This window comes from Urbifossiella limnaea (assembly GCF_007747215.1).
Classification (GTDB): domain Bacteria; phylum Planctomycetota; class Planctomycetia; order Gemmatales; family Gemmataceae; genus Urbifossiella; species Urbifossiella limnaea.
The window spans coordinates 4,578,014-4,592,068 of the sequence record NZ_CP036273.1 but is presented as its reverse complement, the minus strand read 5'-3'; the positions used below and the strand labels follow the sequence as shown (position 1 = coordinate 4,592,068).

Genomic DNA, 14,055 nt, shown 5'->3' with positions numbered 1-14,055 from the left:
CCGGTTCGCCGCGGCCCGGAGCCCCCGGGCCGCGTTCGTTTCATTTGCAGGTCACTTTGCTATCATGTCCGCTCGTCGCTCCCGCACGAGCTCGTGCTTCGCCCGGCAGGAGGGACAACACACACCCGGCGGCAACCACTTTGACAAACAGGCCAGAAACCGTCATTCTTCCCGGGTTGACCCCACGCCGGCCAACGGCCGGCGGCCCAGGCGGATGGAGATGGCGTTGGCGCGTCGCCGCCCGGGCGCGGGGCTGCTGGCGCACTCGGACCGGGGCAGCCAGTACGCCAGCGACCACTACCAGCGGGTGTTGGCGAGCAAGGGGATCACCTGCAGCATGAGCGGGGTCGGCCAGTGCTGGGACAACGCCCCGGTCGAGAGCCTCTTCGGCCGGCTGAAGTGCGAACTGGGGGTCGAGGTGTTCGCCACCCGCGGCCAGGCGCGGGCGGTGCTGTTCGAGTACCTGGAGGTGTTCTACAACCGCGTCCGCCGTCACTCCTCCCTGGGGTTCGTGTCCCCGGCCGAGTTTGAACGGGCGCACAGCCAGTCCCACCGTTAACTTCGTGTCCACTTTTCGTGGGGAAGATCAGCTCAACCGCATGCGCTGCCTGCGCTCCCTACCCGAGCAGGCCGCGCAGGGACGCCACAACAGCCGCAATCAGTGCGTCCTTGGCCTGTTGCTCAGGCGGCAATTGATCGAACGAGACCAGGCACGGGTGTGTTTTTAGATCTGCATCCTTCACCTCGCCGAACCTCCAGCCGTCCGCCCGCTTTGCTTCGACCCAGGCGTCGTGGTTGTCGCGGGCAGTCGCGTCAGGATGTCGCAGCCCGAATTCGACGGCTTGCAGCGAACTGGCCCGCTGCCACTCCGGTGCTTCCTCCCACGGAGCCAGGCTCTTGTCGCCGATCGTCTGACAAAACGCCCGAAGCGTTTCGTGGCACACGCGGGCGACCGCCTCTTTCGAGTACGCCATTCCGGCCCCCTATCAGACAATAAACTTGGCCTCGTAATGGGCGCGCAGGAAGCCCTTCAGCTCCTCCACCGCCGCGCGTTCCATGTCCTGCATGATCTGCAGCCGCTCGGCCCTGTTCCCCGTCGCCTCATACCGGGTCAGTAGGTACCGCACCTCGCCGGAGTAATCCACGTACCGTTGGGACTCCTCACGCACCGCCAAGCCGTCCATGATGCCGCGGGCGGTGACGTTAAGCACCAGGAAGCACAGGCTCACCGCCGGCATGGCGGGGCTGTCCGCGAGCGGCCACTGCCCGAAGTGCGCAAGGACGACGTAGGCGGAGGCCAGCAGGGCGCCGATGATACAGAAGCTGGACAGGCTACCGAGCCGCTCCTTCAAGACGCTCGTCGGCCACCGGTGCGGGGCCCAGAACGGCTGGTTCGTGTCCTTCTGCAGCTTGTGCGCCGCGTAATCGGCCTGGTGGCGGAGCCGCAGGGCCTTGTACGCTTCGAGCACGACCGGCAGCGCCTTGCTGTCGGGCGGGTACGACGACGCGTGCTCATGCAGCGAGGCGTACTGCGTCTCCGGCGAGTCGATCAGTTCGTGCAACTGCGAGTCGAGCTTGCCCCGGTGCTGCTGAAGGAACGCCGTGAACCACTTTGCACGCTTCTCCTGATACTCCTTGACGGCATTCGGGTTCGACCTGTCGCAACTCGCCTCGATCTCCTTGCCGCGGTGTATGAGCGTCTGGAAGTGCCACGCCCGCAGCTTCTCCGTCATCAGCCGCCCCTCCAACCACCGCTTTTTCTTCTCGCCGATCCACAGGCCGCCCAAGGCAATGGCCGCGCCGACCAGCCCCGCGACCTCCAGGTAGATCGACCACTCCTGCATCACGCGGAGCGTCTTCGCCGCGGACTCGGACAGGCCTGGCACCCCCTCTACCGCCTTCAGTATCGGGGTCATGGCCGACGACATGAGCGCGAGCGCGGCCAGTCCGACCGCGACAAGGCCGAGGCGGTGGACGAACCGCTTCGCCCCGTTCGACAGCCCGTTGTACGTGGCGAACTCGGCCCGCAACTCCGGGTGGTCCAGTACGTGGAAAACTTCCGGGAAGAGTACCTTGATTGCCGCTTGGTCCTCGTGGTGCGCGAGCAGGTCGTCGTTGTACTTGTGGTCCAGCGCAGGCTCGACCGTCGCCATCGGAGGCGCTCCAAGCGGGGTGGGGGCCGCCGCGGGTGCGGCGGAAGGTGCCGGCGCGGCGGCACGGCGCTGCCGGTCATTGCGTTTGCTCTTCTTCGACATTCGGGGGCGGGCTCCCGTCTCGCGGCGGCAGGTGCGGGGCGACCGAAGCCACCCCGCCGGCGGAAGGGTCACAGCGAGTCGATGAAGTCGCCGATCCCATCCCAGGTCCACTCGATCACGTCGTGCCCGATGAGGTCGCTCGGGATCGGCCCCTTGCTATCCTTGTAGATGTGGACCCCGGTGATGGGGATGCCCTCCTCGACGGCACACTTGATCTCCCACAGCGCGCCGGAGGCGTACTGGGTGTTCTTGCTCAGCAGCGCGATCACCCCGTCGCACCCCCGGATCTTCGTCCGGCACCGCGTCTTCCACTCGCTGTCCCACGGTTCCTTCACCGACATATCGACGAACTCGAAGGGCGTGTCGTCGTGCTTGGACTGCCCGACCAGTAGGTCGCGGGCGCGGACGTCTTCGACCGCGAAGCTGATGAATACGCGTTTCTTGGCCATGAGCGATCGATCCTCGTGAAGGTGGCACCACTGGTGTCAAAAGCCGGCTGACCGCTGCCGAAGCCGTGGACGGGTGTTACCAGTTGATGGAGTGATCCACTCGTCATTTTATCCCGGACCGCCTATCCGAACGAAGGTCAGTAGGAAACGGTTTTTTCGACGTGCGTAAGCGGAGGCCAGGGTCTGGCAGACCACCGAGCAGAGAAGTGGCAGAGAATTCACACCAAACGGCCACAAAAGGCGCTAAAATACAGCAGTTACCCGACACTTGGAGGCGTGCTTCCTGCCAGCGTAAGTGGTTGCCCAGAAGGCGATTGTGTGCGGTCTCGGTGTTCCCGAGCATCCCGCTACGGAACCGAAGGTTGCAGGTTCGACTCCTGCTGGGTGTACTAGAAAACAAGGGGTTTTTGAAAGAAGACCCCGAAACCGCCAAAGAATACCGCCAAAGAATTCGGTCGGCCAGAACGCACGAAGCCGTCCGGAGCGTACTGAAAAGACGCTCCGGACGGCTTCGTGCGTTCGTTCTGTCGGTCACTTCGGGACGAGGACGCTCGCCATCTTCTTGAACAGTTCGTCCGAGGCGAACGCTTTCTGGGCGTCGAGGTAGTGGCGTCGCGCTGTGTCGGGGTGGATGCCGATGGCCTCGGCGGTCTTGTCGATGCTCCCCGTCGCGGCGACCATGAGCGTGATCCCCCGGCGTCTGAGGTCGTGCGGGGTGATGGGGAAGCGGTCGGGGAACGCGGCCCGGTACTCGGGGAAGAGGTCGGCGACGTACCAGTGCTAACGGCGGAGCAAAAGTGCAGCGCGAGGAGGTGGGATCGGCGGAGTAACAGTGTGGCGCGCGACGGGGCCGTCGGGGGATCGGCGATGATGGGCGGAGCCCATCCCTGCCACCCCGGAGGCCCGAGGTGTACGCCGACATGGAACTCTGGGCCGAGATCCGCCGCCGGGTGTTGACCGGCGAGATCAGCAAGCGGCAAGCTTGCCGGGTGTATCACATCCACTGGGCCACCCTCCGCAAGGTCCTCGCCCACGAGGAGCCGCCCGGGTATCGGAGGACGCGGCCGCCGCGGCGGCCGACGATCGAGCCGGTGCTGCCGATCATCCGCCAGATCCTGGCCGACGACACGACGGCCCCGAAGAAGCAACGCCACACCGCGTACCGCATCTGGCAGCGACTGCGGGACGAGCACGGGTTCACCCGCACGTCGCCGGCATCAATGTGGGCGACGCCACCCACTGGGTCTGCGTCGGGGAGACCCCCGACGGGTCCGACCCCGTCCGCGAGTTCCCCGCCCACACCCCCGGCCTCCGCGACCTCGTCGCCTGGCTACGGCGGTGCGGGGTCCCACCGCCGGGCGAAGGAACTGGGCTACGAGGTGAGGAAGGTCGGCCCGCCGCCGGCTGACGACCTGGCCGGCGCGGCCCAGGCCCGTGCGGGGTAACGGCGAGCCGCGGGTACGCCGGGAGGGAAACGGGATTGACAACTCGGACGCGGGGCGCATTCAACACATCGGAGGGGGGCGGACGGCGAAGGTGCGCGCCGAGCGAGGTGGTTCAGCCGCCGGACTCCAAAGAATTGCACTCACGCTGCGGAAAAGTTCCTGGGACGGCGTGGCTTGCGCTGGGACCGAGGCTGCCGGGCCGGCGGAGCGGCTCGGCTAATCGTCCCGCCACCGACACCGCGGGCCTATCTGCGTGATCGCACAGTGACCGTAAGCCCAGTAGACGGATGATCGACTACATGCGCTGTAAACCAATCCCGCTCATACCCCTCGGGCATCTCCAGGCGCTTTACGACTACGAGGCGGAGGAGGCCCGGGTGCTTGCCCTCGACCTCCGCGAGTCTGGCCTCCACTTCCGCTCGGAGCCGGTACGGGTACTCGTCCAGCAGACGGCCCGTTTTGGCTTCCACCACATGAAGGTAGGCGAAGAACTTGGCACCGGCGAAGTGCTCCAAGTAGTACCGCCGCGCCTCCTCGCCACGCAGCCGGAGAACCTTCGGCGGCGCGTCTGACGTTTGCGAAGCGTCGGTATCCCCGCAAGCATTGGCGTCTCGAAAAGGGTCGTAAGTCGGGATTGCCGCCAAATTGACGCCGTTTTCGACTGCGCGAAACACGATGTCTTCAAAGTAGCTTGCAAATCCCATGACCTACGCACCTCGCCGGATAGCCACCCAGGAATGCGTTGCAAAAGCCCTCGGCCGCCGAAAGAACTGATGTAAGCCGCGGGTGTAGCGTGGGGGTAGTCGCCCCCGTCACCCCGAGGAGTACACCATGACCGGTACCACGATTCTCGCCATCGACCTCGGCAAGTACAAGTGCGTGTCGTGCACCTACGACAAGGTGACGGCCGCCGCCGAGTTCCGCACCATCACCACCTCCCGGGCCGAGGTCGAGCGGCTCATCCGCACCACCGGCCCGGCGGTCGTCGTGGTCGAGGCGTGTACCCTCGCCGGGTGGGTGTCCGACCTGTGCGGCGAGCTCGGCGTCCCGGTCAAGGTGGCGAACACCGCGGCCGAGGCGTGGAAGTACAAGCACACGAAGCGCAAGACGGACCGGGACGACGCCCACCTCGACGACACTAAGCGGTTCCGGAACGGCCGGCAGATCGGGGCGTACGGCCATCCCCAAGCAGTTCCAGTCCGGCGAGGACGACCGCCGCGGGGGGATCACCAAGCGGGGGCCGGCGGTCCTCCGGAAGCTGCTGGTGCAGTGCGCGTGGTGCATGCTCCGGTACAACCGGTGGGCGCGGGCCGTGTTCGACCGGCTGAGCCGGGGGAAGGCCCGGCGGAAGCGGGCCGTCGTCGCGCTCGCCCGGACGGTCCTGGTCCGGTGCTGGGCCATGCTCCGAGACAACCAGCCGTGGCGGCCCGACCCCGAGCCCGCGGCGGCGACGGCGTGACGACCGCGTCGGTGTGAGACCTCGCCCATGGTGGTTGGGGTGAGCCAACGGGACCCAGGCGCGGGAGCCCGGAGCGTTCTGTACCCGAGGGGGGCGACTCCGCCGGAGCGGTGGCCGAACGAATGGTGCGGCGCGGCGGATACCAGTTGGTGGGCTGGTCCCTCGGCGCCCCGGCGCGACCCGGACCGCAGCCCGAATAGTCGAGTGCGACCCGATGGCGCCCCCCGACCGACTGACGTGGAGACCCCCCGCGGCCGGCGGGGACGGGGCGGTGCTTTGCCTCGACGGACTCGCGGACAGCGGGTCCGCCGAGGGGAAGCAAGAAGACCCTGGAAAACCCGGCCCGCTTGAGTTGACAGGACCGCGGCTTCATAGTCAGATTGCTTAGCAGCGGCCTCCGCCGGCGTGAGCTTGAATCACGAAAATGCGACGGCGGCCGCCCTCTGCTACATCGCCAGGTTTGGCGCAGGGCTAAGGGATCAGCCCTGCAACTTCCTAGCCTTGCCTTCCTTGCGGTAGGGCTCCGCGAAGCAGACATATTCGTCGAGCCGACGAGACCACTGGAACCAGACCCCACCCGAGCGAGGGTGGTTCATGACCTCTGCAAAATGAGGAGTGAGTTCAACCCGCACGCTGGTGAGCTCGACTTCCTCCTCCGATTCGTCAATTTTGGCAAGGACTTCGATGCGGTGCGTACCAGCACGCCACTCCCACTCAGAGCCATCTTGGGGGAAGAAGAAGGTATGCGTCTCGTCCAAGCCCGAAAAGGGGACGAATATCCCGCTAGTCAATCCAACCTTGGTTCGCCTCCATGATGAGAACTCTGCGATCGCCTTCCCTCGCGTTACCCGCACCACCATTTCACGAACTCGATGTCCGCGCTTGGCGGTACTGAACAATAGGGCTGTGTAGCCAGGCCATTCACGGTGACGCATCCCGGTCGTAAGCCGTCCGCTGGCAGGGACTTGGCCAAGCCAGGGAGAGGGCGCGCCCATGCTGTTCGGTGGGGTCTTCGAGCGGTTCCTAGAGGAGAGCCCGCTCAGCGTGATGTCCCGGGCGACCATCGAGCACGCCCTCTCGGCCTCGGCCCTCGACGCGCTGTTCGACCGGACCGCCGAGCGCGGGTACACCCGGGAGTTGCTGTTCTCCACGACGGTCGATCTGATGACCCTGGTGGTCGGCGGCAAGGCCCTCCACGTCCAGGCCGCCTACCGGCACCTGCGGGACCGCGTCCCGGTCACCCTCAAGTGCGTCTACGACAAGCTCCGGAACATCGAGACGGGCGTGTCCGCGGGGCTGGTCGCGCACGTGTCGGGCCGGTGCGAGGGGCTGATCACCGCGCTGGGCGGGGGGTGCAAGAGCCTGCTGCCGGGCTACCGGGTGCGGGTCCTCGACGGCAACCACCTGGCCGCCACCCAGCGGCGGCTGGGCGTCACCCGGGGGCACACCGCCGGCCCCTTGCCCGGGCAGAGTTTGGTCGTGCTCGACCCGGCCCTGATGCTGGTCACCGACATCGTCCCGTGCGAGGACGCCCACACCCAGGAGCGGGCGCTGATCGACCAGATTGTGCCGCTGGTGCGGGAGCGGGACGTGTGGGTCGCGGACCGCAACTTCTGCACGGCGGAGTTCCTGTGTGAGGTGGCCGCCCGGCGGGCCTACGTCGTCATCCGACGCCACGGGAACCTGAGCGTCGAGGCCGAAGCCGGGTACGGGGCCGAGGTCGCGACGGACCGGGGCTGGGTGGGCGAGCGGCGGGTCTGGGTCTGCTGGGGTGGGGCGCGGTTGGTGCGCCTGCGGCAGGTGCGGGTGCGGCTGCGGGCGCCGACCGCGGACGGGGACGCGGAGGTGGAGATCCTGACCAACCTGCCGGCGAAGGTGCCGGCCAAGAAGGTGGCCGAGATCTACCTCAAGCGGTGGAAGATCGAGGGGGCCTTCCACGAGTTGACAGTCGCCTTGAACTGTGAGGTGAACACCCTGGGGTACCCCAGGGCCGCGCTGTTCGGGTTCTGCGTGGCGGTGGCCGCGTACAACGTGCTGGCCGTACTGAAGGCGGCCCTGCGGGCGGTGCATGGTGAGAAGAAGGTGCAGGAGGAGGTGTCGGGGTATTACCTGGCGCTGGAGTGGGCGATGGTGTACGCGGGGATGATGATCGCCCTGCCCGCGTCGGAATGGGAGGCGTTCGGTCCGATGCCCAGCCCGGAGTTGGCCGGCCACCTCCGCGAGTGGGCGGGCAAGGTCGACCTTGGGAGGATCAAGAAAGCGCCGCCCCGGAAGCCGACGAGGACGGCGACCCGACGGATCAAGGACAAGAGCCCACATGTTTCCACGGCCCGGTTGCTCGACGAGGGGAAGAAGACCCGTCAGGCGAAAGTCAGCCGGAATCCGTGAGTCTCACACCGTGAATGGCCTGGGCTGTGTAGCCAATCCCCGGGTGCGGCATGAAATAGATGTCCTGCGGGTAAAACATCCGCAGCCGACCTGTGCGCAAGTTCTCCAGGTACGGCCCGACCAGTGCGATCGCGGCTGCGATGAGGGATACGACAAGCGCTATGACCTCGATCATGGTGCCCCTGGGATGCGCGATCTGGAGCGCTGGGTAGAAAGGGATGCGCGGGTATGGCTCCCCGACTTCGATCGGATTCGTCAGTGGTCGAGCGAGATTGCCCGCTGTGGCCGAACGTTGAAGCCGAGCGGACGTTGGTTCGCTCAGCTTCAGCGTCACCCGCCCGGCGAGCCACGCCGGGAGGGACCGCCGGGGTTTGGGTATAGAGCATCGCGACACCCGGCCGGGGCGCGGCCGAGGCCGCTTCCGCCGCGATACTGGGTTATCGGCGGTCCGGTTTCCGCAACATGGCTTCCCCCGAACCACCTATCCAGCCCGAACAAATAGCTCAGCAGCCGCCGAGCCGCTCGTCACCTGCCGAGCACCAGAACCCGCTGGGAAGCGCCAGTGAGCTGGCGGTCTGCTGCAGCGACGGGTTCGCGGGCTGCCAGGTGCCCTGGCCCAGTCCCCCAGGAACTTGGGCGCGAGCGGCCGCGCCGCCTATCCCTGACCCCCGCGTGTGGCGCCGAAGCCCGTCACGTTTCTGGTGCGTCGAGCGGGTCCCGCTCGGCCCGTGGGTTCGACTGGGACGGGGAGCGCTTTCGGCCCACTTCTTGGTGACGACCGCCCGCCGCCCACGCGCACCGGCGGTCGATCCCGTTGGGACGGCTGCTACCCGGTGCCGACTCCCCCGCCGCACGCACCCCTCACCCCGCGCCATTGTGGAGTGCGTCATGCCCGCCCGCAAGACCCGACCGCGCAAGCCCCCGCCGCCCGACGCCCCGCCCCGCCTCCCGCCCGACCTCCGCGACCGGGCCGAGGCGTGTGCCCGCCTGGCCGCCGCCCCCGCCCCCAACCGCCACGCCGCCGGGATCGACGTGGGCGACGCCACCCACTGGGTGTGCGTCGGGGAGACGCCCGACGGCACCGACCCCGTCCGCGAGTTCCCCGCCCACACCCCCGGCCTGCGGCAGCTCGTCGCCTGGCTCAAGCACTGCGGGGTCACCACCGTCGCCCTGGAGGCCGGCGGGGTGTACGGCCACGTCCTGTTCCTCACCCTCCTCGAGGCCGGGCTGGACGTGGTCATGACCCCGCCCCAGTTCGCGAAGCAGATCCAGGGCCGGCCGAAGACCGACCGGCGCGACTGCCAGTGGATCTGGCGCCTCCACCACCACGGCATGCTCCCGTCGGTGTTCCAGCCGGACGAGGCCACCCAGACGCTGCGGGACTACGTCCGCCAGCGGGCCAACCTCGTCCGCCTCGGGGCGCAGCACGTCCAGCGGATGCAGAAGGCCCTCGGGCTGATGAACCTGAAGCTGACGGCCGTCCTCGGGGACACGACCGGCGTCACCGGCCTCAAGATCATCCGCGCCATCGTCGCCGGCGAGCGCGACCCGCACGCCCTGGCCCGGCTCCGCGACCGCCGGTGCAAGCACTCGGCGGCCGAGATCGCCACCGCCCTGGACGGCCGCTACCGGCCCGAGCACCTGACCGAGCTGCGGCTGTGCCTGAAGATGTGGGACGCCTACCAGGAGGCCGTCGCCGACCTCGACCCGATCATCGCCGCCCACCTGAGGGCCATGCGCCGTCAGACCACACTGCCGCCGCTCCCGCCGCAGACGCGGGTCCGGGGGCGGAAGCCGCACGACCCGAAGTTCGACGTGCGGGTGGCGCTGTACCTGGCGACGGGCGTGGACCTGACGGCGGTCGAGGGGCTCGACGCGGTCCACGCCCTGACGCTGGTGAGCGAGCTCGGGAGCGACTTCACGAAGTGGCCGACGGTGAAGCACTTCACGTCGTGGCTGGGGCTGTGCCCGAACTGGAAGAAGACCGGCGGGAGGGTGCAGTCGAGCAAGACGCGGCGGGGGAAGAACCGGGCGGCATCGGCGCTGCGGCTGGCGGCGTGGGGGCTGGTCCGGAGCAAGAGCTACCTGGGCGCCTACCTGCGGCGGCAGCGGTCGCGGCTGGGGGCGCCGAAGGCGGTGACGGCGACGGCCCACAAGCTGGCGCGGGTCGTGTACCACCTGGTCCGGTACGGGGCGGCGTACGTGAAGCAGACCGAGGCGGCGTACGCCGAGCAGGTCCGGGCGCGGGTGCGGTCGAGCAGGTCGCCGTCGTCGAGCGGCGGGCCGGTGAAGGTCACATGCTCCAGTTGCACCGCGCCCTCCGCCTCCGGCCGCCGAACAACAAGCTCAGCAGCGGTGGGGCTGTGTGAGCTATGGGTCGCAGAAACGAATCATGCCCCGCCGTCTGCTGCAGCGCCGGGTTCGGCCTGCCTTTGCTCGGCGGCTGCGACCGCGTCCGCCAGCTCGCCGTCGTACTGCTCGGATTCGTCCGGCTGCCCAGCCGCGAGCCGCCGGCGGGCCTCGGCAAGCACAGGTCCGTCCGCGGTGCGCTGCCGCAGGAACAATGCCAGCCCAGCGTCCGGGAGGTCGGCAATCGGCACCGACCACCATAGCTTGAGCCGTTCGAGCAGACCGGTCTGCCACTCCGGGTCGTCGATCCACGGCCCGTACAGGTCAGCGGCGGACATGCAGGCTCCTCCGCGGCCGAACCACCAATTCCGCAGATCCGCAGATCGCGGTGGTCCGGACTGCATATCACCGCCCGCCTCCCGCAGACGGTAACCGTAACTCCGCCCCGGGTCAATTGTCCGGGAGCCGCCCCGGTCGGCCGGACCTCGCTATGCAAACCGGCCCGGTCAGCATAGCGAGGCGGGATATGCAGCACGGATCAGAGCTGGTCGAGTTCGATACCTGTCCCCGCCCATTTCAGAACGTGGGTACAGACCATCGTCGCCTCTCCGTACTGATGGGTAATCAGAAAGAAGCTGGGTCACCCGATCTCGGCTGCTACCCGCGTCGCCAAGGCGAGGTTCTTTTCGGCGTACACCTGAGTCACATCCGCCCGCTCGTGCCCAAGGGCGACCTGCGCGGCCTCCAGGCCGTAGCGCCTCCGCACCTCGGTCCCGTGGGCGTGCCGGAGTTGGTTCGGGTGCCAGTGCGGCACGGGGTCGTAGTTCCCCACCCCGGCCAGCTGCCCCCGCCGGATGTTTGCCTTCTCGACCGCACGGGATACCGCCCGGTCGTAACTCGGGACCGTATAACGCTCGGCCGCCGCCCGCTTCGGGCTCGCGACCCGCACAGCGGCGTTCCGGGCCATGTGCGAGGCGTACCGCGGGGTTTTGCGGGCCGCCGCCCGCTCGGCCCGGAAGGCCTCGACCGACCGCCGCGGGCTGAAGAAGTAGTCGTCCGGGTCGGCCGGGGTGAACCTCTCCAGCACTACCCGGGCGCGCGGGCCGACCGCGACCTCCCGAGCCTTTCCGCGGTGCCGGGTCTTGTGTTGCCCGGGCCGGTACACCCACACGTCCCCGCTGATGTCGATGTCGCGCGGGCGGAGCCGGCACACCTCCCCCGGCCGCATCCCGGTCAGCAGCTGCACCTCGACCATCCCCCTGACCGGCGGCCGTAGGAAGGGGAGCGTCACGCGAACGTGGTCAGGATCGACCGGCTTGACGGGGTCGCGCTCCGGGGCCGCCGTCCGCCCGCCTTGGAGCCCGCCGACGGTCGCGAGGGCTTGCGGCACGGCCGCCGGGACGAGCTCCTCGGACGCAGCCCACTTGAAAGCCCGACGGACCCGCCCGACCCGGGCGTTGACTACCCGCCGGCTCCACCCGGCGTCCACCATCCGCTGCCGGACGGCCTTGAGGGCGAGCGGGCCGAACCCCCGGGCGGGGGTGGGGCCGTACAGGGCCCGGACGTGACGGAACGTTTGGCGGTACTCGCTGATCTCGTTAGTCGGGGTGCCGTCGGCCCGGCGGTAGTGGGCCTCGGCGTGCCGCCAGAAGGCGTGCAGCACCTCGTCCACCGACGGGTCGAGGGTGACGGGGGTGGCGACCTGATCGGGGACGGCAACGACGGCGAGTTCGGCGACGACGCGGGCGTACTCACGGCGGGACTCGGGTGAGTCATACGCCCCGAGGTACACGTCGCGGCGGCCGCCGTCCGCGGCGCGGATTGTTACGACGGCCTGGCCGCTGGGTTTGTGGTGGCGGTAGCTGGGAAACGAAGCTGGTCGGGGCACGGGAAAACCCTTTCTGCGGTACTTTACCGCAGCAACAGGCTTTCGGACCGCGCTCCCGACCACCGGGAGGTAAGCTTGAACCGCTTGGGCCGGACGGACTTCCGTCGAGTGGGCAGTCCCAGGGTTGAACTGGGGACCTAGCGATTTTCAGGCCGATCGACGCATGTCGTCTGGAGCCGCGAAGACCCCTGACTTCCCACACTTTACAGGCATTCCACCGCTGTGCAAGGACAACTATTTATTGCCAGGTGCTCCAAGGTTTGCGGGTTCCGGGCGGGTTTACGGGTAGTTTCCGGGTAACCAGGCCATTCACGGTGACGCATCCCGGTCGTAAGCCGTCCGCTGGCAGGGACTTGGCCAAGCCAGGGAGAGGGCGCGCCCATGCTGTTCGGTGGGGTCTTCGAGCGGTTCCTAGAGGAGAGCCCGCTCAGCGTGATGTCCCGGGCGACCATCGAGCACGCCCTCTCGGCCTCGGCCCTCGACGCGCTGTTCGACCGGACCGCCGAGCGCGGGTACACCCGGGAGTTGCTGTTCTCCACGACGGTCGATCTGATGACCCTGGTGGTCGGCGGCAAGGCCCTCCACGTCCAGGCCGCCTACCGGCACCTGCGGGACCGCGTCCCGGTCACCCTCAAGTGCGTCTACGACAAGCTCCGGAACATCGAGACGGGCGTGTCCGCGGGGCTGGTCGCGCACGTGTCGGGCCGGTGCGAGGGGCTGATCACCGCGCTGGGCGGGGGGTGCAAGAGCCTGCTGCCGGGCTACCGGGTGCGGGTCCTCGACGGCAACCACCTGGCCGCCACCCAGCGGCGGCTGGGCGTCACCCGGGGGCACACCGCCGGCCCCTTGCCCGGGCAGAGTTTGGTCGTGCTCGACCCGGCCCTGATGCTGGTCACCGACATCGTCCCGTGCGAGGACGCCCACACCCAGGAGCGGGCGCTGATCGACCAGATTGTGCCGCTGGTGCGGGAGCGGGACGTGTGGGTCGCGGACCGCAACTTCTGCACGGCGGAGTTCCTGTGTGAGGTGGCCGCCCGGCGGGCCTACGTCGTCATCCGACGCCACGGGAACCTGAGCGTCGAGGCCGAAGCCGGGTACGGGGCCGAGGTCGCGACGGACCGGGGCTGGGTGGGCGAGCGGCGGGTCTGGGTCTGCTGGGGTGGGGCGCGGTTGGTGCGCCTGCGGCAGGTGCGGGTGCGGCTGCGGGCGCCGACCGCGGACGGGGACGCGGAGGTGGAGATCCTGACCAACCTGCCGGCGAAGGTGCCGGCCAAGAAGGTGGCCGAGATCTACCTCAAGCGGTGGAAGATCGAGGGGGCCTTCCACGAGTTGACAGTCGCCTTGAACTGTGAGGTGAACACCCTGGGGTACCCCAGGGCCGCGCTGTTCGGGTTCTGCGTGGCGGTGGCCGCGTACAACGTGCTGGCCGTACTGAAGGCGGCCCTGCGGGCGGTGCATGGTGAGAAGAAGGTGCAGGAGGAGGTGTCGGGGTATTACCTGGCGCTGGAGTGGGCGATGGTGTACGCGGGGATGATGATCGCCCTGCCCGCGTCGGAATGGGAGGCGTTCGGTCCGATGCCCAGCCCGGAGTTGGCCGGCCACCTCCGCGAGTGGGCGGGCAAGGTCGACCTTGGGAGGATCAAGAAAGCGCCGCCCCGGAAGCCGACGAGGACGGCGACCCGACGGATCAAGGACAAGAGCCCACATGTTTCCACGGCCCGGTTGCTCGACGAGGGGAAGAAGACCCGTCAGGCGAAAGTCAGCCGGAATCCGTGAGTCTCACACCGTGAATGGCCTGGTTTCCGGGTAACCTGTCACCGTG

General features: G+C 68.3%; 12 protein-coding genes and 1 pseudogene. 7 read left to right on the top strand and 6 right to left on the bottom strand.

Annotated features, from left to right (window positions below):
* Positions 1-214: 214 nt before the first annotated feature.
* Positions 215-559: pseudogene (locus tag ETAA1_RS18830) on the top strand (transposase); the annotation flags it as partial.
* A 58-nt stretch (positions 560-617) separates the two neighbouring features.
* Here the strand turns inward: ETAA1_RS18830 and ETAA1_RS18825 are convergent.
* The 4 genes from ETAA1_RS18825 to ETAA1_RS32135 all read right to left on the bottom strand — a co-directional run bounded on the left by ETAA1_RS18825 (position 618) and on the right by ETAA1_RS32135 (position 3,385).
* Positions 618-974 (bottom strand): RyR domain-containing protein, encoded by a 357-nt coding sequence (locus ETAA1_RS18825; protein WP_145241152.1) that lies wholly within the window; start codon positions 972-974, stop codon positions 618-620.
* A gap of 12 nt (positions 975-986) precedes the next feature.
* Complete coding sequence (locus ETAA1_RS18820) at positions 987-2,153, bottom strand: hypothetical protein (protein WP_145241150.1); 1,167 nt, start codon at positions 2,151-2,153, stop codon at positions 987-989.
* A gap of 170 nt (positions 2,154-2,323) precedes the next feature.
* On the bottom strand, positions 2,324-2,704 hold the full coding sequence (locus ETAA1_RS18815) for a TIR domain-containing protein (protein WP_145241148.1): 381 nt from the start codon (positions 2,702-2,704) through the stop codon (positions 2,324-2,326).
* A gap of 531 nt (positions 2,705-3,235) precedes the next feature.
* The gene (locus tag ETAA1_RS32135) at positions 3,236-3,385 is read right to left on the bottom strand and encodes a hypothetical protein (protein WP_202920237.1); all 150 of its coding nucleotides are present in this window, start codon (positions 3,383-3,385) and stop codon (positions 3,236-3,238) included.
* 227 nt (positions 3,386-3,612) lie between these two features.
* Between ETAA1_RS32135 and ETAA1_RS18810 the strand changes: the two genes are divergently transcribed.
* From ETAA1_RS18810 to ETAA1_RS33870, 3 genes are all read left to right on the top strand, one after another.
* On the top strand, positions 3,613-4,149 hold the full coding sequence (locus tag ETAA1_RS18810) for a hypothetical protein (protein WP_145241146.1): 537 nt from the start codon (positions 3,613-3,615) through the stop codon (positions 4,147-4,149).
* 299 nt (positions 4,150-4,448) lie between these two features.
* A complete protein-coding gene (locus tag ETAA1_RS18805) occupies positions 4,449-4,721 on the top strand; it encodes a hypothetical protein (RefSeq protein WP_145241145.1) in 273 nt (90 codons plus the stop codon).
* A 608-nt stretch (positions 4,722-5,329) separates the two neighbouring features.
* Positions 5,330-5,608, top strand: coding sequence for a transposase (locus tag ETAA1_RS33870; protein ID WP_202920966.1), 279 nt, complete (start codon positions 5,330-5,332; stop codon positions 5,606-5,608).
* A 479-nt stretch (positions 5,609-6,087) separates the two neighbouring features.
* Here the strand turns inward: ETAA1_RS33870 and ETAA1_RS18795 are convergent, their stop codons facing one another.
* Complete coding sequence (locus ETAA1_RS18795) at positions 6,088-6,366, bottom strand: hypothetical protein (protein WP_145241143.1); 279 nt, start codon at positions 6,364-6,366, stop codon at positions 6,088-6,090.
* Between the two features lie 235 nt (positions 6,367-6,601).
* Here ETAA1_RS18795 and ETAA1_RS18790 point away from each other — a divergent pair, with 235 nt between their 5' ends.
* Both ETAA1_RS18790 and ETAA1_RS18785 read left to right on the top strand, forming a co-directional pair.
* Positions 6,602-7,996 carry a transposase gene (locus ETAA1_RS18790; protein ID WP_145233609.1) on the top strand — a complete coding sequence of 465 codons (1,395 nt, stop codon included), beginning with the start codon at positions 6,602-6,604 and terminating at the stop codon, positions 7,994-7,996.
* 888 nt (positions 7,997-8,884) lie between these two features.
* Positions 8,885-10,777: an IS110 family RNA-guided transposase gene (locus ETAA1_RS18785; protein WP_202920236.1), complete on the top strand. Its 1,893-nt coding sequence runs from the start codon at positions 8,885-8,887 to the stop codon at positions 10,775-10,777.
* A gap of 208 nt (positions 10,778-10,985) precedes the next feature.
* Here ETAA1_RS18785 and ETAA1_RS18780 read toward each other — a convergent pair whose 3' ends face one another.
* Positions 10,986-12,233, bottom strand: a complete 1,248-nt coding sequence (locus tag ETAA1_RS18780; protein ID WP_145241139.1) for a tyrosine-type recombinase/integrase — start codon at positions 12,231-12,233, stop codon at positions 10,986-10,988.
* 381 nt (positions 12,234-12,614) lie between these two features.
* Between ETAA1_RS18780 and ETAA1_RS18775 the strand changes: the two genes are divergently transcribed.
* Entirely contained in the window at positions 12,615-14,009 is a 1,395-nt protein-coding gene (locus ETAA1_RS18775) for a transposase (RefSeq protein ID WP_145233609.1), read from the top strand.
* Positions 14,010-14,055 lie beyond the last annotated feature (46 nt).

Coding starts and splice junctions, on each gene's coding strand:
- ETAA1_RS18825 (WP_145241152.1), bottom strand. CDS start 974: ATGGCGTACTCGAAAGAGGCGGTCGCCCGCGTGTGCCACGAAACGCTT.
- ETAA1_RS18820 (WP_145241150.1), bottom strand. CDS start 2,153: ATGGCGACGGTCGAGCCTGCGCTGGACCACAAGTACAACGACGACCTG.
- ETAA1_RS18815 (WP_145241148.1), bottom strand. CDS start 2,704: ATGGCCAAGAAACGCGTATTCATCAGCTTCGCGGTCGAAGACGTCCGC.
- ETAA1_RS32135 (WP_202920237.1), bottom strand. CDS start 3,385: ATGGTCGCCGCGACGGGGAGCATCGACAAGACCGCCGAGGCCATCGGC.
- ETAA1_RS18805 (WP_145241145.1), top strand. CDS start 4,449: ATGCGCTGTAAACCAATCCCGCTCATACCCCTCGGGCATCTCCAGGCG.
- ETAA1_RS18790 (WP_145233609.1), top strand. CDS start 6,602: ATGCTGTTCGGTGGGGTCTTCGAGCGGTTCCTAGAGGAGAGCCCGCTC.
- ETAA1_RS18785 (WP_202920236.1), top strand. CDS start 8,885: ATGCCCGCCCGCAAGACCCGACCGCGCAAGCCCCCGCCGCCCGACGCC.
- ETAA1_RS18775 (WP_145233609.1), top strand. CDS start 12,615: ATGCTGTTCGGTGGGGTCTTCGAGCGGTTCCTAGAGGAGAGCCCGCTC.